The organism is Candidatus Zixiibacteriota bacterium, assembly GCA_029860345.1.
In the GTDB taxonomy this organism is placed as follows: domain Bacteria; phylum Zixibacteria; class MSB-5A5; order GN15; family FEB-12; genus JAJRTA01.
On record JAOUBJ010000005.1, the window covers coordinates 244264 to 263949 of the forward strand.

A 19686-nucleotide genomic window follows, 5' to 3' on the forward strand; every position below is an offset into this window, starting at 1 on the left:
GACGCCGAAGGCGGGTCGCGACATTTCGGAACTATTCACGATAACCAGGACTTATGGTGAGTCCGTTTGACAGATTTCTGTTTTCCATTAGCGGATGCAGATGCAGAAAAGAGAATCGCGCTTCGCGCGATGTCGAAACCACAGGGGTCTCGACCTACGGTATTTGTCATGGTGAGCGCAGTCGAACCATGAAACGGGAACCGCTCAGCAGCTCCCCCTCTGTCATGCCGAGCGGAGTCGAGGCATGGGTCCTCCCGCTCCCCAACATTTGACAACCACGCCTTTATCCCCTATCTTGTCACCGTACAACAGATCAAGCGCCCGGCGCTAACTACCGACTATACTGCATAAACCATTTCCTTACGGAGACAAAACATGCGACAGAGTAACTGGACAATTCTGCTCAACTCAGTGATCATTATGCTCATAACATCCGTGGCTGCCCTAAGCGCTGTGCCACCCTATATGAACTACCAGGGTCGATTGACCGATGATGTCGGCAACCCGATCGACACGACGGCAGCCATGACCTTTACTCTATACACCGACGACGGCACCAATACTGTCCTCTGGACCGAGACGCATCCACCGGTGACGGTTACCGACGGGCTCTTTCAGGTGTTTCTGGGAGCCTACAATAATCTGAGCCCGGACCTGTTTGATGGGTCAACGCGACTCTTAGGTGTCCAACTCGGGGCCGGACCGGAGAACAGCCCACGCACCACAATTGTATCGGTAGCTTATGCACTGGTTGCGGCTAAGGCCGATACAGCGGCATACGCGTACGCAGCCCCAGGAAGTGGTACTAACCCCGGTTGGGTCGATGATGGGGCCACCGTACGGTTGACATCCTCCGGTGACAACGTCGGGATTGGCACATCCACACCGACCGAAAAACTCGATGTCAACGGTAACGCTCGTGTCGGCGGCGTTCTCGATGTCGATGGTCAACTACACATAAGTGGAGGTACTCCGGAAATAACATCTGAGCTGGATTTCATCAACTTCGACTCGACAAGGCTTAATATACTCGGTCGTGTTACCATGGGCTCAGCCTTCGGCAACCGGCGTCTACAGGTCAGCACCGACGGCACAATGGACACCATAGCCTTCCAGGCCGTGAACCTGACCGGGACGGCTGGTTCATTCTTTTCTGGTGCTGATGGTCTAAGCTACTCGAGCATTTCTGCGGCGGTAAATGCATACGCCGACGGCCCATCCTATGCCGGTCGATTTCGTGCAGCGGGCGAGGGTCTCGGTTTGTTTGCTCGCACCGACGGGGCCGGTAGCGCCGTTCACGGCAACGCCGCCGGAACCGGTTACAGCGGCTACTTCGAGGGTGGACTCGGATTCAAAGTTGACGGTGACTTTGAAGCCACTGGTTCACTCAAGCTACCCACCGGAGCAGGTAATGGTCTGGTGTTGACTTCGGACGCTTTGGGTGTTGCTTCCTGGCAATCGGCCGCCGGTTCACCATGGAGCTTCAATGGGTCGACGGTTTACCTGAGCGACACTGCAACCAAGGGAGCTGTCGGGATTACTGCTCCCCTTACCAATAAGAAGTTCAGCGTCCAAACAAAGGGGACAAACACCACCATGGCTCTCTGGGTACGAAACAGCCTCGGAACCGCGGCGGCTTTCTTCTCGGGCGATACCGGTACGACCTCGCCCGGTGTACACTCAGCTGTTTATGCCAGATCCGGTGGTGATAACAACGCCGGTTTTTTCTCTGCAGGCGGAAGCGGCGAAGGTATAGTCGCGACTTCGAGTGGCAGTGGGGAAGCGCTGCGCACTAATGCATACGGTACTGGTTACTCCGGAAGGTTTAGTGGCGGACAAGGTGTTTTAATTGATGGTGACCTTAAAGTTACTGGCCCGCTCACGCTACCCTCAGGGGCAGCAATCGGGCACGTGTTGACGTCCGACGGCTTTGGCAACGCTTCCTGGCAGCCCGGAGTTGATGCTTCACCCTGGACTCAGCAAGGGGACTTCATAGATCAGGTCGATACCAGTGCTCAGGTGAGGATCGGCAGTAGGTTAATCACCGATGGGCCCAAGCTTATTGTCGAGAAGAACGGCGTAGGCGCCGCGACCGCACTGAGGGTAAGGAATACCATGGGCACAGCGGCCCGATTCTATTCTGGAACTACACAGAGCTCTGTTTCCGTCTGGAACGCCGCCTTGCATGCTTACGGGCACAATGGTAGCCACGCCGGAATATTCCAGGCCTTAGGTGACGACGTCGATTGTGTCAAAGCGGTACTGACCGGTACTGGAAACGCCATATACGGTGAGAATACTGGTTCCGGTTATGCGGGGCACTTCAAAGGAACGTCCGGTGTATATGTCGAGGGACCTATCGAAGCTACTGACGATGTTGTCGTTCAGAGTAGTTTAACAGTCGGGTACTCGTCCCCGAGTTCCAACGGTCGCCTGGATGTCACCGATGCCGCCGATGGTATCGCCTTGCATATCTCAAATGCCGACCGCGATATTGCCTGGCCTACCGGCCAGTCACTGCAGTTCGGAGACTGGAACGGATCGATATTTAATCCAAGAATGAGAATCACTGCCGATGGCAACGTAGGGATCAGAACCACCGCTCCCGCCGGTGCTTTGCATGTCAGACCGAACGCCGATGGCGTGGCATTGCACCTGTCGGGAGCATCGGCCGATATCAGTTGGCCAACCAACAACACTCTGAATATGGGCACCTGGAACGGCTCAACTTTCGACGAACACTTGCGTATTACCGCCGGAGGTAATGTTGGGATAGGAGTGTCGTCGACACCGAACATCCTGACCGTGCAGCAGTTTTCATCCACCGATCCGATAGCCGATTCATGGGGGACTTACAGCTCCCGCCGCTGGAAGGAAAACATCCAGCCACTTGAAGGCGCGCTTGACCGTGTACTGCAACTTCGGGGTGTATCATACGACTGGAAGAAGACCGGTGAACACGATATCGGTCTCATCGCCGAAGAAGTTGGACAGATCGTACCCGAAGTCGTCCACTACGAAGAAAACGGTGTCGATGCTCAGTCTGTCGACTACGCCAAACTGACCACACTGCTGATCGAAGCGGTCAAAGAACTCAAGAGTGACAACGAGGCCTTGAAGCGCCGCCTGGAGGCGGTTGAGAAAACCGGTTCGGGCAACTAAGTAAGGACATGTCATTCCGTGCTTGACACGGAATCCACTCTTCGTAGGTCGAGACCCCTTGCGGTCCTGACGATGTGGCGGGTTCCCGCCGCGGCGCGCAGGCGAAGACGGACCCGCCCTACAGGAAAGATCTCAGTAGGTCGGGGCTCCTTGCGGTCCCGACTTTGACGTCGGGTCTCTAAGAGAAGAGAGACCTGACCTGCAAGAGATGCAGGTTGCGTTCTGACCCTGTTGTGGGAATACAACGGACGAAGCTACACCGGCTCTTCGACCAACTCGAAAGTTGCTCGCACTCGTTCAAAAAGATCGACTGCTTCGTTATCGTAGAAATCAGCCGGCGTCCAGGGCAGACGCACAAATCGTCCCTGCGACCAAACCAGCATGAGTTCGTTGTAGACGCCGTTGGTCAGATAGATACTGTGGCCGTACTCATGATGCGAGGCCATCACCAAATTGTTCGGCGTCATAATACCGGGGTCGATATTGACCGTGCGAAAATGAAAGTCGTCGACATGGTCGGAGAAGTTGGGCTCGATTTTGTGACAGGTCCCTTTGATCGAGGTCAGGGCCGAGCGCGGCGTGTGTTGCTCAAACGAAAAGAATCGTCGAAAGATGTTGTTCCCCATCTCCTCCTTGTATCGCTCCGCAACGGCGCACTCGATTTCGGCGGTTTCAAACTGAACCCGCCCGAAGCGGCGTTCCAGTGTCTTTAGACAGTCCGAAAGAGCGTCCATCGAAGAATAGATGATCGACAGGATCAGCTTGCCGGGAGGTGGTTCCATCACTCGCGCCATACAGGACAATTCGACGTAAAGCGGCATAAATCAACCAAAAAAACTACTGCAAAGCGCAAAAACCCTACTATCGGGCCGATTTCGCGGATAGCCAATCTGTCAATAGCTCAGATAAATCCTTGCCAGAGGCAACCGCTCGGTGGATATTGCGTATCTTACGGGGTATGAACATACCCTGAGAAGCAGCTTATGAATTTAAGAAAAGCAATACTCGGAATCGCCTTAGTACTTATCGGTCTACTGTTGTTGGCACGGACTACCGGGCTGTTCTGGTTTTCTCACGATGGTATCTTTAGCCTATTACTGCCGTTCTTGTTGATCGGTGTAGGGATTTGGTTGGTGATTCGCAAACGTCAGCAGGCCTACGACTGTTGCGACATTCACTTTACAGTAGGCACCGACCACGATCGACCGGCCGAGACGCCGCCTGGTGGCAGGACTGACGATCCCGCCAGGTTTGCCGAACGTCAGGCAAGTGACGCTTCGACCGCCTTTGTCGGCGATGCCGGGCCGACGGTTTCACAGGCGCCGCATGTCGACCCGTCGGGCAAAATCAAGTACAGCAAGCTGCTCGGTGACATGGTGGTCGATCTAAACGGACGCTGCCTGCAGAATGTCGAGATGTCTTTGGGTATCGGCGATCTTGAGATCAGATTGGCCGGGGGGGAGTTGTCGCCTGGTTTGAACCGAGTGGTGATCTCGGGGTTCATTGGTGATGTGCGTGTCTTCGTACCGCCGGACATGCCGTTCTTTGCTTGTTGTTCCAATTTCATCGGGGATGTCGAACTGACCGACCGGCGTGCTTCCGGGTTCGGAAACAATATCGATTTTCAGACCGCCGACTATGCCTCAGCCGAGCGCAAGCTGTACATCGCCGCGCACAACTTCATCGGCGACATCAAAGTGCACAAGGTGTAGATGGGGGTTAGTGTTTCTGGGTCAGCGGACTGCCAGCCGAGTATAGACTGACTGGTCGGCGAAGCATCAGTAAATATCAGCTATCACCCTGTCCATATGGGGCGGTTCGTCAGAGCAATCGCAATTGAAGAGCATTTCTCGATAGAGTTCAGGTTCGTGTCGCTGAGCGTTGACAAGGTCCGGATCCGTTCTTTGGTGTCCACAGAAATTTGCGCCGTTGGCGTCAAAGGCCATCTTGAGAAGATAAATCGATTTCCGTCGCGACTCCGGTGTGTTCTGCAACGACCTTACGCAGGCGAGGTTGTAAAACGCGAACCCCAGGTTGGGAGACGGGCTTTCACCTGATTCATCGGATATCCGAATGGCATGGGTGAGAGCAACCTCTGCCGAGTCAAGACAGGCGCCGATATCTGCCCCGGGAAGACCACGCTTGATTTCAATCCGGTAATCCGTAAGGATGACTGCGGCGCGATTGATGTAAAAAGGAGGATACACGTCATTGGAGCGAATGCCCTCCATCAAGATAGAATCGGCTTGTGAGTTCACCCGTCTAGCCTCTTCCAAATGCTCCTTTTCCAACCACATCTTGGCCAGGGAGTTTTTTGACAGGGCGAAATTGTTGCGTGTTACCGGGCAACTTGAGGATAGCGAAAGGGCAGCCTCGAACAGTCTATAGGCGCTATCGAAGTATATCATGACATCGGGCATCATAGCCGGTATTTTCATCTCCGTATTCACAGTGTCGCGGTTAGCTACTGTGACTTCCACGGTATCAGCTATTGAACGAAAAAGGTGCTCACCCTTCCTCATTTCGACAACCGCAGCCGATCTCAGAAAAGCTACCGAGCTGTCAGCTTTGTCCAACCCCGAGCCCTTCTCAATGTACTCCTCCGCTAAGCGGTCATGTGTGGGGTCAGTGTCCCACATTCGCTGCACAAGTTGTCGATATGCATCGGCCAATGCAGCGTAGGCTATCACGAATTCTGCATCATGACTGATTGCAGCCTTGAAATGCTTGATCGCAGATCGGAGGCCGTTTTCATCAAACTTAGCGTATTCTCGATAACCCTCGACTAACTCATCGATTGCTTTGTCGTTGGTGCTGTACTTTCGAATGGCAACACGCAAATCGTAGTGTTCAGCCTGCTGCGGCAGGGTGTCGTCCGGCACATGCTTGACGACAGGATCACTTTGAAACAGTTTGATGTCCCAACCGGCATCGGCTCCCCCGCTTATAGACAGACGCCCCGATTCGCCACGCATGAAATCCAAACCTGGTATCTTCGCCGACAGCGCAAACGTTTTAAGATCATTGGCAAACACCGGAACGGCTACCCTTGAGCGACCCGTGACCAAGTCCATGTTGTTGGCCACTGCCGTGGCGATGCCGGGATCTGGGTTCCAGAAATCGATTGGTCGTCCCTTAACAAATGAATGGACTATTGGTTCGACTTTCAGCCATGGCGTCAGGTCGGACTTTGTAGCAATTGCAAATTCCTCTATTCTGCCATCGCGCTGTCGATCCACAATGGAGGACAATGAACCATAGCATCCAGACGCAACCAAAACAGCGGAAATCGTTACACCGACAAGACGGTAGACATGAGGTCGCCCACGTAAGTATTTGTCACTCAACGAAATCAATAGGGGCAAAGTGCTAGCCACGACAGCGAAGCCGATCAAAACCTCGGCAACAATCCAACTATTCCTGTTTATATGTATGATACTGCTTAGATTCATGGAAATATATGCGGCAAGGGCAATGAATGCAATCGGGATAATCACCTCCCAAGGCTCAAAGTCATCCAGATTCTCTTTGCTGATCCCCGTAGGGGATCCATCCGCATCCTTTTTCAATGAACTATCCACGTAAGCACTCCTATTTCTTGAAAAACACAAGGTGCATAAAAAACCCTATCAGCAGCCAATAAGCCGCAAAAAAGATACTGGCTTTCGCCCCCAAAATCCTTAGCCACGGCCATCCATTGCTACTATCGGCATCGCCTTTGCGGAATTGAGCCTTCGTTTGTTCAATGCGAACACCAATTAACACCAGAAACCCGAGCAGAAAAATACCGGCAAGAGTCCAGAGTTTCTCGGACGGCAAGGCGTCAGGGGTCCACTGCTCATAGGCAGCAAGACTCAAGAATCGCCAAGCGGAGTAAAGTGGAAAGGCGACGACACTTAGGGCAGCGGCATATGGCCATGCCCATGCGTTCCTCGAAAGATGACTGGGAACCTCACTTGATCCTCCCTCTAATGTCTCTACCGAGAACCTCTCACTGAGGCGATACCAGCGAACCACACATATCTTTGAAGCAATTAAGTTGGCCAATAGCAACAAGGGAGGGATGGTGAGCAGTGCGAGTAATGATACAACCATATGACCGGTCATCTTCTCCTCCGTCAGGTTATAGAGACAGCTCCTGCTTTTTCTGAACGGCGGAAGTATAAAACGGCCCCATTGACGTGTCAAGTGGTTTGTTGATGTGGAAAACGACAGATCAGCAGGATCAATCGCCAGAGAAACCAAGATGCTGACTTCCACGTTGAACCTCTAAAGCTGCGAGGCCGGCATGTATACTCGAGAGTTCTCCATGGTGGATCCACTGTCGAAAGCTGCCGAACACCCAACGTTTCTACATTCCCTCTGTCGATGATTGACTGACCCGCCTTTCATGATGTTTATACGTCGCAACGGGGCAGCGGTTGCCACTTTTAAACCAGTCGAGTCCGAGGGCCGGTCGCCAAACCACTGCTGTCGGCCATCAATACTGCACATAGTTCTCATCAACAACTCGAAGACAGGACGTTCCTGCCCTGGTGAATCAACTCGTAAGATACCAGAGCGCAAATGAAGTAATTCAGACAAGTCAATATAGCTATTTGGCCGCTAATAGTCAAGGTTTCCCGGCGTTTGGCTTGGCGAACAATCACCGCTCGCATCTTTATTGGCCTTGTGTACCAACAACTTCCCCCCTACAAAATATACCTACTCAAATCCTCATTTTCGAGAATCTCGGATAGGGTCGCCTCGACCTGTTTCTCTGAGATCGTGACTTTCTTCTTATCAGCCGGAGGTTCGAACAGCAGATCCTCCAAAAGCGTGGTCATGACCGTGTGCAGACGTCGCGCACCGATGTTTTCGTTCTCGGTGTTGACCCGCTCGGCGTACTCGGCGATTTTCTTGATCGCTCGCTTGTTAAACTCCAATTTGACATTCTCTGCCTGCAATAGCGCCTTGTATTGCGTGATCAATGCAGCCCGCGGCTCGGTCAGGATGCGCTGGAAATCCTCGGCACTGAGCGAGTCAAGTTCGACGCGGATCGGGAACCGTCCCTGCAGTTCTGGAATCAGGTCCGACGGTTTCGCGGCGTGGAAAGCACCGGCGGCGATGAACAAAATGTGATCGGTGTGCACCATGCCATACTTGGTCATGACCGAACAGCCCTCGACGATCGGCAGGATATCACGCTGAACGCCCTCGCGACTGACATCGGGCCCGCTCTTGTTGCTTTCGCCGACTATTTTGTCGATCTCATCGACGAAAATAATCCCCGCCTCCTGTACTCGATCCATCGCCTCGGCGATTACCTCATCCATACTAATAAGCTTGTCCAACTCCTCGTGCATGAGGAACCGGCGCGCCTCACCCACCGTCATTTTGCGCCGTCTGGTTTTCTGTGGCATGAGTCCTGAGAACATTTCCTGAAAGTTCACCCCCAGCTCCTCCATACCCATGGGCGAGAAAACTTCGACCACCGGAAACTGTTTGGCCGGTGCATCCAATTCAACGGTGCGGTTGTCCAGTTTGCCGTCTAACAGTTTTTGACGGAGCTTGGCCAGGGTGCGCTTGCGAGAGTCGGCATCGTCAGCAGGGGCAACTTTACCCTTTACTGGGCGTGGTGCCGGACCGAGCAGCAGTTCGAGGACTCTTTCGATTGCGTTTTGTTCAGCCTCTGATTCGCATTCAGTGGATTTTTCGATCTTGACCATGTTGACGGATATGTCGACCAGGTCGCGCACCATCGACTCGACATCGCGCCCAACATACCCCACCTCGGTGAACTTGGATGCTTCCACTTTGATAAACGGTGCGTGGGCCATTTCGGATAGCCGCCGCGCTATCTCGGTTTTGCCGACACCTGTGGGGCCGATCATGATAATGTTGTTCGGCATAATTTCAGCGCGCAGTTCTGCGTCGGCCTGCTGCCTGCGCCAGCGATTGCGCAAGGCTATGGCGACCGACTTCTTGGCATCGGCTTGACCGATAATGTATTTGTCAAGATGCTCGACGATCTCTTTTGGAGTCGGGAAGTTGTTGTTCATTTGATCGCTTCCACCGTGATGTTATGATTTGTGTAGATACAGATATCGGCGGCGATCTCCATCGCCTGCCGGACAATCTTCTCGGCCGTCATTTTGGGATTGGCTTTCATGAAGGCACGCGCCGCTGCCAACGCAAAGGGTCCACCGGAACCGATTGAGATTATGCCGTCATCCGGCTCGATCACGTCACCGGTACCGGACAACAGAAAAATATGTTCTTTGTCGGTGACGGCGATAACCGCTTCGAGCTTCTGCAGCATCTTATCGGTGCGCCATTCTTTGGCCAATTCCACGGCCGCTTTGGGGAGATTGCCGGTGTATTCATCGATCTTTTTTTCCAGAAGTTCATAGAGCGCCAGAGCGTCGGCAGCCGTTCCGGCAAAACCGGCCAGAATCTTATCGTCGGACATGGTGCGGATCTTGACGGCGTTGTTTTTCAGCACGGTGTCATCGAAGGTTACCTGACCGTCACCGGCCATGGCCGCCTGGCCTTTGTGTATCAAACCGAGAATTGTGGTCGAACGTGTCTGCATCTTTGTCCTCTATTCTGACGAGCCCGATCTGGGATGGGCTCTACGATATGTTTTCTTCATCGTTTCAGCAGTGACATGCGTGTATTTCTGCGTTGTCGACAGCGACGAATGCCCTAAAATCTCTTTGATCAACATCAGGTCGGCGCCGTTTTCGAGCAGATGAGTGGCAAAAGAATGCCTCAGAGTGTGCGGTGTGAAATCAACCCCCTCGCTTCGTGCGAACTTCCCGACCAGCCGATCCACCGATCGGATGCTTAGTCGCTCACCACTACGGTTGAGAAAGAGAGCGACAGTCGCACTCTCTTTCAATGATGCGAACTCCGTCCGCGCAACCAGATACTGCCTGAGATCCGAAAGCGTCCTGTCGCCAACCGGTACCTGCCGGATTTTGTTCCCTTTGCCCAACACCGTGATCATTCCGCGCTTCTGATCAATATCGGACAGACTGATTGCGGCCAGTTCTTCCCGGCGGATTCCGGTGACATATAACAGCGACACCATAATGAAATCACGGCGGTAGAAGTAGCTTTGTTTGTCCTCGCGTGTACCCCCCTGTTCAAACAGTTTGATGGCATCTTTCTGCGAGATGAAGCGGGGAATATCGGCTGAGTATTTCATCTTAGGGATTTTGAACAAGTACGGCTGATACTTCTGGTGTGGTAACATGAATCTCTGAAAACTCGACAGCGCCGACAAAAAACGAGCCAGCGAACGATTGGATACGCCGCCTTCGGAACGCTCACGAAGGTAGACGCGCAAGAACAGCGGGTCGTTCTTGGCCGCCGATGGTTGGGCCTTGAACTGTCTCTCAAGAAAACCGACCCACGGTGACAGATCGCGACGGTAGGCTTCAACGGTGCGCGCTGCGCGGCCTTTGGTGTCGGTCAGGTCCTTCAGAAAGCTTTCCAGAGCTTTGGTCAACATAGGCGGATAATATCCAAAACAACCCTCCCGGTCAATTCATTTGAGGGTGGGAGTGGGTGGCTGAGAAGGATCATTGATTATCGCCATGCCTACTGACACCCTTCTGGCCCGGCTCCGATAAGCTCGCCGCAGGCGTTGTTGTCGGGAGCGCAGGGTGAGTCGGGTTGTAGCCGCAAACCGACGAGGTCCCGGTTACAGTACAGTGGGTCGGCGCTGAGATTGCCGGTTACGCCCGCCTGACTTTCTATATGATCGATCCAGTCGCCGCCGACATTGCCGTAGAGGTTGCAACACTCCAGCGACGGCACCGAACTGCCCTCGGATACATAGATAGCTTCACCACGGTCGCTGTGTGAGATAACGCAATTCTCCAGTCGTGGTCTCGACCCGGCTATAAGAAACAGCCCGGCGCCCGACATGGAACTGTTATCGACCATAGTACAGTTTTGTAGCAACGGTGAGGCCGCCTTGCAGCGAAGGGCACCCCCGCTGATCGTTGCCTCGTTGTTTCTGAAAATACAATTGATAAACCTGGGAGCGGCCGACCGGCAGCGGATCGCACCGTGGCCGGCATAGGCGCCCCGGAAAGTGATCCCCACGATTCCAATGGTCGACGAAGTACTGTTGAAAGAGAGGTGGAAGTGGTTATCAAACGCTGATCCCCCGCAATCGAATATGGTTGTCGCGGGGCCGTTTTCTGACTTGAGAGTAATCGACTTGTCCGGCATCGAGAGGTCTCTGTTTCCCTCACCCCGATAGGTTCCTGGGGCAATCAGAATTGTATCGCCGGTGCTTGCCATGTCCAGCGCCTCCTGAAGAGTGAGTGCTTGTGACGGAACTCGGATGATCGGTGGCGGGCGAGGATCGGGCTTACTGTCGGTTGAGGGATCAGAACAGGCAATCAGTGACAGGACAAGAACACAGCCCATGAAAACTGCAGGCTTCATCTTATACCACCTTTACACAGATGTATATTAGCCACCGGCCGACCAATGGTCAAGCAGATATAGAAAAGTCAGGAGGGCAAACCTCCTGACTTTTCGGGCTATGGCACCAAGTGCTACTCAGCTAATCTACGAACCTCACAATGACACAACGGTCTCTTCCTTCACCCCGCGGGGGATCCATGAAACCGATGCCTTTGACTCCTGCGATCTGATCTTCCGGGACCCCCATCTGTTTCAGGTAGTCCGCGACACTCTCTGCTCGGTCATGGGCCAATTGGTACTTATCACCACCCTCGTACTTACAGTAGATCTTATCTACATAGCCGGAAAGGCACACAGCTTCCCCCGGGTACTTCTTCAGCCTATTGACTACCGTAGTGTCAAGGTAGCGCTCTTGGTCAGTTGAAAGCACAACACTACAAGTGTCAAAGTACTCAACGATTACATCGTCAGATTCAAAAGGGTAACTATCGAAAACATCTTCCATTTTGACATGGTTGGAGAAATAGTAATCACCGAGTGGTTCGGATTTTGTCGAAGTGTCCGGCGTTACGGGTGACAGTTCAAATCCGCATCTGTCTGTCAGACTTGCCAGAGCTTTCCTGTCCTGATCCTTGCCGATCATAATCGTCACACCCAGACTTGAGGTTTCGCGGTAATCGACCAACTTAGCCAGTGTGTTCTCCCGGTACCTGACATACCCAACCCGGTATTTGCCACTTTCCAATGGGTAAAGACCCTTCTTTTTAGCTTCTTCGCTTATAACTCTCAATATCTCAGTTTCGACACTTTTTCCATGGATGTAACCCAACAGAGTATCCTTATCCAGCCAGTTCATGGGCTGTACGTATTCATTGTATCTACCCATGTATGGCTGACCGGCGGGACCGATTGATCGGCCGAGTGGGCCAAGCTCACGAAACTCCGGCTGTCGTGATAGAGTACTATCCCATCGGTATCCGAAGTATTGGCAACTATCCAGATCGACAAAATGAAACAGAGTATTACTACTGTCCAGATTCTTGACAATTGTGTTGCGGTTATCGAAGAGCACAGCGATGAATACACTATCTCGTGCCGAGCCGCCTCTATTCAGCAGTCCGGCTTTGGTGTTAAGCGGGTCCACGTCCAACCCAAAGTCGAGGTTAATCTTGAAGAACTTGAGGTCCGTGATGTCGCCGACTTTGCTAAGTGGCGGCGGGCACGTATCCAAATACACCGTGTCAGTTGGCGGGGTGACGCAAGGGGGGTGCCACGAATTGTAGTCGATACAGCTATCCACTACAGAACGTGGCACTTCTGTATCTAAGCCCTCCTCCAAGCCGTACACGCGCACCTCTCCGTCGCGCTTTGGCAGATCATCGTCAGTGAGTCGTTCGAAATTCTCGCTGTCAACGGCGTTCGTGCCCCAAGCGCCGGCTCGGGTCACGATCGCTCCGCGCGCGGTCAAATGCTCCTTGACTCCCCCGATGGAAACCACGACTCCAACCCGACCCATCCAGTCCTTGAGACCATATTCGTTTTGGATGTCACTCTGCCAAAAAGTCGGGCCGAAATTGGCATCGAGGGCCACATGTCTTCCCTTACCGACATACAACCTCGACCCATAGTAGACTGATAAACCGCTGCTGGTGTTGGTTCCCCCGGTCAGCCACTCCTGCTGAAAGCCAACATACGGGTTCAAAACAGACTGTCTGACATCACCGAACAGCCGGAGTTCGGCGCCCACTCCGATGACGTTGTCATAAGATTCAGTACCCAGCTCTCGACCGTACTCCACGACAGGCGCAAGCGAGACCCCTTTTTTCAGTCTCAGAGGTAGAAGCAGTTTGCAGCCCAGGGTGTTCAGAGACACGTTTCCAACCAACCCAACCTCAAAGGTTCGCGGCATGGGACTAGCGACAGCCGTCCAATCTACCAGGCTGTGAACGTTCAGCCCGGCACCGATGAACCCACCAGGCGGCGAATTATTCCTGAACCCTCCTCGCCAACCTGCTATTCCCAGTTTCAGGTCAAGACTGAGCATATCTTTGACCAGGAACATCCGGTTCCCCCCGTAAAGATAAAAGCCGTGACCGTCGTCTCCCTGTTCGGGATTGACATAAACAGCAGTGAAGCCAGCCAACAGGTTAAACAAGTTGCTCTTCGTCGTATCTTTCTTGTCGCGCAAAAGCTCGAGGGTGACGCCGAAGTTAGATGCAGCTTCGACATCCAAATCCACGATCTTGGAAGTTCCAAAACCGACGAACAGCTTTGCATACAATTCCAGATTCCCGGCTGAATCAAAATCATGAGACCATACCTTGAAGGACCCATTCATAGTATTCAAGGGATAGTGATACTCAGCACCAAAGTTCCATCTGGCAGTTTTCTGCTTCACTAAATCCCGCTTGGTCTTATATATGCCCAGAGGAGCCAGGCGATAGCCGCGGCCAACTGTGTCGTACTCTTGATTCAATTCCAGAAGTCTTCGGTCGAACCAATCATGTAGGTCCTTGGCTGTAGCCTCATTCTCGGTCGCGCCTCGTACTGTATCACCCTGAGCCTTTAGATACCCAATCAGGGAACCATAACTCAGTGTATCCAAACTAATGGAATCTGACGTCGCATCTTCCGCCTGCACATTCAGGATGTAGCCCATATACACAGACATGAGTAACACCAATGACAATACTAGCCTTTTCATCTGGATGATTCCTCCATTCAGCCCTGCGCCGGGATATAACCTCCGGAGATCATGGAGCTTATAGTCCTGCCTTGACTGAGCACAATAGTTAAACGACTCCTAAGTTTCCTAACCACAAATCTTGGCATTAAGCTCTTGAATGCCTAATATGCTACATTCTGAGCTTCCTGTCAAGAGCTGGATGAAATTGGTTTTCATTTAGCCGTCTCGCTTATTCACAACCGATAGTCAGCTGAGACCGTTCTGTCGTCCGAACGTTGGGAGTTTTCTTGATGACATGTTGCTGACCGGTCCCCAGTGTAGGTTTTGCTTACCCCCTTGCAATCCGAACCCAAGTTGTGTAGTTTGGGCCCATGAAAAAACACATCTATTGTCTAATCCTGGCTATCGCGCTGCTCGGCTGCGCTCCGATCGAACGCGATTACCTGGCGCTGCACCGAAAGGCTCTGGTCGCCGACATGCACTCGGACACGGTGCTGCGCATGAAGAACGGCACCGATATCAGCCTACGTGGCGATGAAGGCCACATGGATATCCCTCGACTGCAGGAGGGTGGAGTCGACCTGCAGGTTTTCGCCTGCTGGATCAACACCGATACCGAGCGGGACTCCTGCCGACCGAAAATCGATCTGCTGATCGACACCCTTGAAGCCGCCGCCGACCGTCACTCCGAGGCCATGGCTATCTGCCGCACCGCGGGCGATGCGGAATCGGCAATCGCCTCAGGTAAAATCGCCGCCGTACTCGGCATCGAAAACGGCGTGGCCATTGCCGGTGACCTGGACAATATTAAACACTACTACGAACGGGGTGTGCGCTACATGACCCTCACCCACACGGCGTCAAGCGAATGGGTGACATCTTCAGCCGACACGGCGCCCGCTTTTGATGGTCTGACCGATTTCGGGCGCGATGTTGTCCGCACGATGAACGAACTGGGGATGATCGTCGATATCTCGCACGCGTCGGTTGAGGCGGTGGAGCAAGTGTTGAAAGTTGCGACGGCCCCGCTGATTGCCTCGCACTCCGGTGTTCACGCTATCTATGAACACGACCGCAACCTGACCGACGAGCAGATCAAAGCGGTCGCGGCCAACGGCGGTGTCATCGGAGTCATCTTCTACAACGGATACATATCTACCGAATTCGCCGACCTCGCCGACTCACTGTGGGGTTTACACCGCGCTGAGTTCGATTCGCTGAAGGCGCTTTACGCCGACAACGACAGCCTCTACCGGGTGGCCCGCAAACCGCTGAGAGACTCTATCTACGCACAGCTTGAAGGGATTGTCGATGTCGGCACCGTGGTCGACCATATCGATTACATCGTCAAGCTGGTTGGCCCGGACTATGTCGGCCTCGGATCGGACTATGACGGTGTGCCGAGTATGCCCAGTGGATTGGATGACTGTTCAATGATGCCGAACCTCACGAAAGAGCTGATCGTGCGGGGGTACAGCGATGAGGACATTGGTAAGATACTCGGCGGCAATTTCATGCGTGTCTTTAAGCAGGTGTGTGGTGGTTGACTGCCGAGTTGGCTTCTATTGCCCGGCCCAAAACTGAACGACTGGTGAGTTGACATATCGACGCGTTGAGGGGCGGCCTTATGTCGCCCCGGGTAATATGTCACCCTTCGTCTGCGCTCAGGAAGACCCAGCCGCCGGAGACAAGCCCCGCCGCTGCCCGAGAGTGAAGCCATACCTGAACCAGTACCAAAGCGGCGTCTGAACCAGACTGGCAGGAGGTTGATCAATGCAACCTATCGTGTACTGGGCACAGGGGAATAGGCGATTTGCTCTCACGGGACAAGGTCTTAGACGAACAGCCCCGGCGGGAGTGACGGATTGGCGAGTCAGGAGCACAGGGCTCCTGACCTACTGCTTATCGTTTCAAGTTGTTGTACAATTCGATTACCCCCTAACCGATGTTTAACCCGGCCGGTTCCGCATAATGAATGACTCAGGAGAATCCCGCCTTGCGCGGGATGTCAGGACCCGCTCCACTTTTGGACTTGAGGCTGTGAGACGGACCTGCAGATAACCGTACATCAATCCTGATCTGTATCGACCACTATCACTGCCGCACCGGTGAGTTGTCCCCGGCGCAGATCGTCCAGCGCCTCGTTGGCCTGATCCAGTCGATAGGGATGCACCTTGGTGTGGATAGGTATCTCCGGCGCCAGAGAGAGGAATTCCTCACCGTCGCGTCGGGTCAGGTTGGCCACCGACCGTAGCTGCCGCTCTCCCCATAGCAGCGAATATGGAAAGGAAGGAATGTCGCTCATGTGGATTCCGGCACAGACCACAACGCCTCCTTTGCGTACCGCCTTCAGAGCTGTCGGCACCAGATGACCGACCGGCGCAAAAATAACGGCAGCATCCAACATCACCGGCGGCTCCTCTTCAGAATCTCCAGCCCAGATTGCTCCCAATTCACGGGCGAACGATTGCGACTCCAAGTCGCCCGAGCGGGTGAAGGCATACACTTCTCGTTTCTGATAACATGCCACTTGAGTCAGAATGTGCGCTGCGGCGCCAAAACCGTAAAAACCCAGACGCCTGGCCTCACCTGTCATGCGCAAGGATCGGTATCCAATCAGACCGGCGCACAATAGCGGTGCTGCCTGAACGTCGCCGTAATCTGAAGGTATCTCAAAACAGAAACGCTGATCGGCAAGGCAAAATTCGGCAAAGCCACCGTCCACTTGATAGCCGGTATAACGGGAATCATCGCACAGGTTTTCCCGTTCGTTTTTGCAGTGGTCACAACATTGACAACTTCCCCCCAGCCAGGGAACACCAACTCTGTCGCCCACCCTGAATCGATCCACCTTGGCCCCAGTCGCTGCTACTCGACCAACGATCTGATGACCCGGGATCAGGGGCAACTTCGGCTGCGTCAAATCACCGTCGACCACATGAAGATCAGTGCGGCATACACCGCAGGCGTGCACCTTGATTAACAACTGTTCACCTGAAGCCGTCGGCAGCGGCATATCCAGCAGTTGCAGGGGAGTGCATCGTTGATTGAGAACCATGGCGCGCATCACTGAACACCTTTCACAAAGAGCCAACAAATCCGTTAACGTATCGGATCGCCTTATCACAAGATGTAACCAGACAGTTATAAGCTGGCAAGAAATATCTTGACCGAAAGACTCCTTTGGTTCAGATTGTAGATGCAGGGACGATTGTTGAGAGATGACAAGATACGATTATGCCGTGTCCGGCTGGTGCCTGAACCATTCAATCTTGTGTCCACGACCGGCAGTGTCCAAATTGATGGCATATTGATCGGGTCGTTATTATACGGCTGTCTCGACTTCGCAAAGGTCGACCCAAGAGAGGGAGATTTTGAATGAGAACCGATCGGGATTCAGTGGGATTTGATTTGCCCATGAACACGAACAAAGTCAGAGGAACCGGGGCGTTGTACACAAGTATCTTCGCGATTCTCGTCGCGCTTTTGGCTGGCGGTGGCACGCTGGCGGCCTCCGATACTCAACTTCAGCAGAGCTTCGATGAGGCCACCCGTCAAGTCAACCGCTCTCGCGGATTGACCCTGGCTATCTTGAAACAGATCAAACAACTCGATGCTGCTTGTCGGTCAGGCGATGGATCACCCATATTGAGCCGCACAGCGGACGCACGCAATCTTATGGCTCGTATCAAACCCTTGGTCGACGGCTTTCATGCCAATGCCGATGAGGCCGAGTCGATGTTGAATGATCTGAATTCTGAGCTCAGTCAACAGGCAGGCTCTTCGGACTTGGTCGCCGACCTCAGGAACGAGTTGGCCACCATGACCAGCGACTTGGAGAAATACCGGGGACACGTCGGCAAGTATTGGAACCGATCTATCGACGACTTCGGTCCACCGACCGAGCCTCTCAAACCTACCGCAAGCGTACCGGGTGATCCAGCTGCTCAGATTCACGGCGAGCTGTCACTGGGGTTGGGGGGCTCAAAGCACACCAGACCAAACGCCGGGCCCGGTATCGATGCCTCTTCAACCGATCTCAGCCTCAGTCTTATGGGACGTTACACGCCCGGAGCGGCTACCGGTATCGATGCACACTTGAGTCATAAGAAAACCACCATGCGTCGCGAGATCGGCCAGACCAATCTTGGCGCCACCCTGACTCACCACCTATCCTCGCAGGTTTCGTTGTCCGGCGGTTTTGATCTGTTCAAATACGATGACAAAAAGTTCGATGTGTTCGACTACAGCCAGACCGGCCTGTTCGCTCAGGTGGCGGCGCAGACCTCCGGGCACAAGTCCAGCATAGTCTTCCGGCGGGATTCGCGAGGTTACTCGAAAAACAGTGCCGCCGATTACAACACCCTCTCATTCACCGCCGTCGATTTGATGTCGATTGGTGTCGGTCAACTCAAAATGCAATTGCACTACCTGAAGAAGTCGAACGATATCAAAATCTCCGATCATACCGAAATGAATCCACGCGTCGTGTATACTTTTTCACCCGGCGGATCGCAGATCGGCGTGAGTTACCAACAGTTCAAAATGCCGAACGCCAATGATTCGCCGATGGAAAACAATCGGCTCAAGCTGCATCTTTACTCCGAACGGCGCAGCGCCACCGGCAGCAGGCGTTGGGGGCCTGAAGTACAGATGTACAAGTATCCCAACCTCGACGATGCCGACAAGACCGATTTCAAATTGAAATACAACTCGACCTCGCGCGGCAAGAAAATGCTCCTGACTCAATTGAGTCTGGTCTACCGGATGCACCAGGACACGCTCCGGTTCGATTTTGCCCAGGCCAAGTATCGCCGCAACTCACGTCCTGTCGGGTCCGGGTTTTATCAGCGACTCAGCCTGGCCGCACGATACTACATCGAAGCCTCGGACAAGGATGACTCGCTTAGGTTCTCCAATGTTCATCCGGCTCACACGGTCGATGTCTATTACCACTTCGGCTGGTCGCGGTCCTCGAAAGGTTTCCTGCGCACCTTGTCGATAGGACCTATCCTGGGCGCCAAGGCGTTCATTGATACCGAGCGGGCCGACGCCTTCGACGAGGACATTGTTGACGTCGATTTCCTGCTGCGCAATCCGCGAAACACGGCGCGCATCGGCCTGGACATTGCCGCCGGCCTGGCTATCGATCCCGGTGTTACAGGTCAGGCGGAACTCCGCTTTGTGCAGTCAGCTTCGTACAATGCCGACCCCATTCGGAGTAACGGTACTCTTGAGTTGAAGCTCAGATTCACATACCCCGTCAATCGGGAATGGTTCGTCGATGGCTACGGCAATCTGCACTCGACCCGTGCAGATATCGCCTCCCCGTCCGACCTCGACAAATCACAAGTCGGCGTGCAGGTTCGCTACCTGTTCGATGTTCGTCCATAGATGTCTTGCCAGGAGAA

13 protein-coding genes are annotated in these 19686 nt (G+C 53.6%); 4 read left to right on the forward strand and 9 right to left on the reverse strand.

Annotation, left to right across the window (positions count from 1 at the left end):
- Window positions 1-375: 375 nt before the first annotated feature.
- Window positions 376-3162, forward strand: coding sequence for a tail fiber domain-containing protein (locus OEV49_07395; protein MDH3890895.1), 2787 nt, complete (start codon window positions 376-378; stop codon window positions 3160-3162).
- Between the two features lie 254 nt (window positions 3163-3416).
- Here the strand turns inward: OEV49_07395 and OEV49_07400 are convergent, their stop codons facing one another.
- Window positions 3417-3983: a DUF4416 family protein gene (locus tag OEV49_07400; GenBank protein ID MDH3890896.1), complete on the reverse strand. Its 567-nt coding sequence runs from the start codon at window positions 3981-3983 to the stop codon at window positions 3417-3419.
- A gap of 162 nt (window positions 3984-4145) precedes the next feature.
- On the opposite strand from OEV49_07400, the gene liaF reads away from it, so the two are divergent.
- Window positions 4146-4874 (forward strand): cell wall-active antibiotics response protein LiaF, encoded by a 729-nt coding sequence (gene liaF / locus OEV49_07405; protein MDH3890897.1) that lies wholly within the window; start codon window positions 4146-4148, stop codon window positions 4872-4874.
- A gap of 66 nt (window positions 4875-4940) precedes the next feature.
- Here liaF and OEV49_07410 read toward each other — a convergent pair whose 3' ends face one another.
- From OEV49_07410 to OEV49_07440, 7 genes are all read right to left on the reverse strand, one after another.
- Window positions 4941-6743: a hypothetical protein gene (locus OEV49_07410; protein ID MDH3890898.1), complete on the reverse strand. Its 1803-nt coding sequence runs from the start codon at window positions 6741-6743 to the stop codon at window positions 4941-4943.
- Between the two features lie 10 nt (window positions 6744-6753).
- Window positions 6754-7422 carry a hypothetical protein gene (locus OEV49_07415; GenBank protein MDH3890899.1) on the reverse strand — a complete coding sequence of 223 codons (669 nt, stop codon included), beginning with the start codon at window positions 7420-7422 and terminating at the stop codon, window positions 6754-6756.
- A 431-nt stretch (window positions 7423-7853) separates the two neighbouring features.
- Window positions 7854-9203, reverse strand: a complete 1350-nt coding sequence (gene hslU, locus OEV49_07420; GenBank protein ID MDH3890900.1) for an ATP-dependent protease ATPase subunit HslU — start codon at window positions 9201-9203, stop codon at window positions 7854-7856.
- A complete protein-coding gene (gene hslV, locus OEV49_07425; protein MDH3890901.1) occupies window positions 9200-9736 on the reverse strand; it encodes an ATP-dependent protease subunit HslV in 537 nt (178 codons plus the stop codon). The genes hslU and hslV overlap by 4 nt, the downstream gene beginning before the upstream one ends.
- A gap of 9 nt (window positions 9737-9745) precedes the next feature.
- On the reverse strand, window positions 9746-10660 hold the full coding sequence (locus tag OEV49_07430) for a tyrosine-type recombinase/integrase (protein ID MDH3890902.1): 915 nt from the start codon (window positions 10658-10660) through the stop codon (window positions 9746-9748).
- An 89-nt stretch (window positions 10661-10749) separates the two neighbouring features.
- Window positions 10750-11607 carry a right-handed parallel beta-helix repeat-containing protein gene (locus OEV49_07435; protein MDH3890903.1) on the reverse strand — a complete coding sequence of 286 codons (858 nt, stop codon included), beginning with the start codon at window positions 11605-11607 and terminating at the stop codon, window positions 10750-10752.
- 121 nt (window positions 11608-11728) lie between these two features.
- On the reverse strand, window positions 11729-14293 hold the full coding sequence (locus tag OEV49_07440; protein ID MDH3890904.1) for an OmpA family protein: 2565 nt from the start codon (window positions 14291-14293) through the stop codon (window positions 11729-11731).
- Window positions 14294-14646: 353 nt separating this feature from the next.
- Here OEV49_07440 and OEV49_07445 point away from each other — a divergent pair, with 353 nt between their 5' ends.
- Window positions 14647-15822 (forward strand): dipeptidase, encoded by a 1176-nt coding sequence (locus tag OEV49_07445; GenBank protein MDH3890905.1) that lies wholly within the window; start codon window positions 14647-14649, stop codon window positions 15820-15822.
- A 521-nt stretch (window positions 15823-16343) separates the two neighbouring features.
- Here the strand turns inward: OEV49_07445 and OEV49_07450 are convergent.
- Window positions 16344-17342: a zinc-dependent alcohol dehydrogenase family protein gene (locus OEV49_07450; protein ID MDH3890906.1), complete on the reverse strand. Its 999-nt coding sequence runs from the start codon at window positions 17340-17342 to the stop codon at window positions 16344-16346.
- A 311-nt stretch (window positions 17343-17653) separates the two neighbouring features.
- On the opposite strand from OEV49_07450, the gene OEV49_07455 reads away from it, so the two are divergent.
- Window positions 17654-19669 carry a hypothetical protein gene (locus tag OEV49_07455; protein ID MDH3890907.1) on the forward strand — a complete coding sequence of 672 codons (2016 nt, stop codon included), beginning with the start codon at window positions 17654-17656 and terminating at the stop codon, window positions 19667-19669.
- Window positions 19670-19686: the final 17 nt, after the last annotated feature.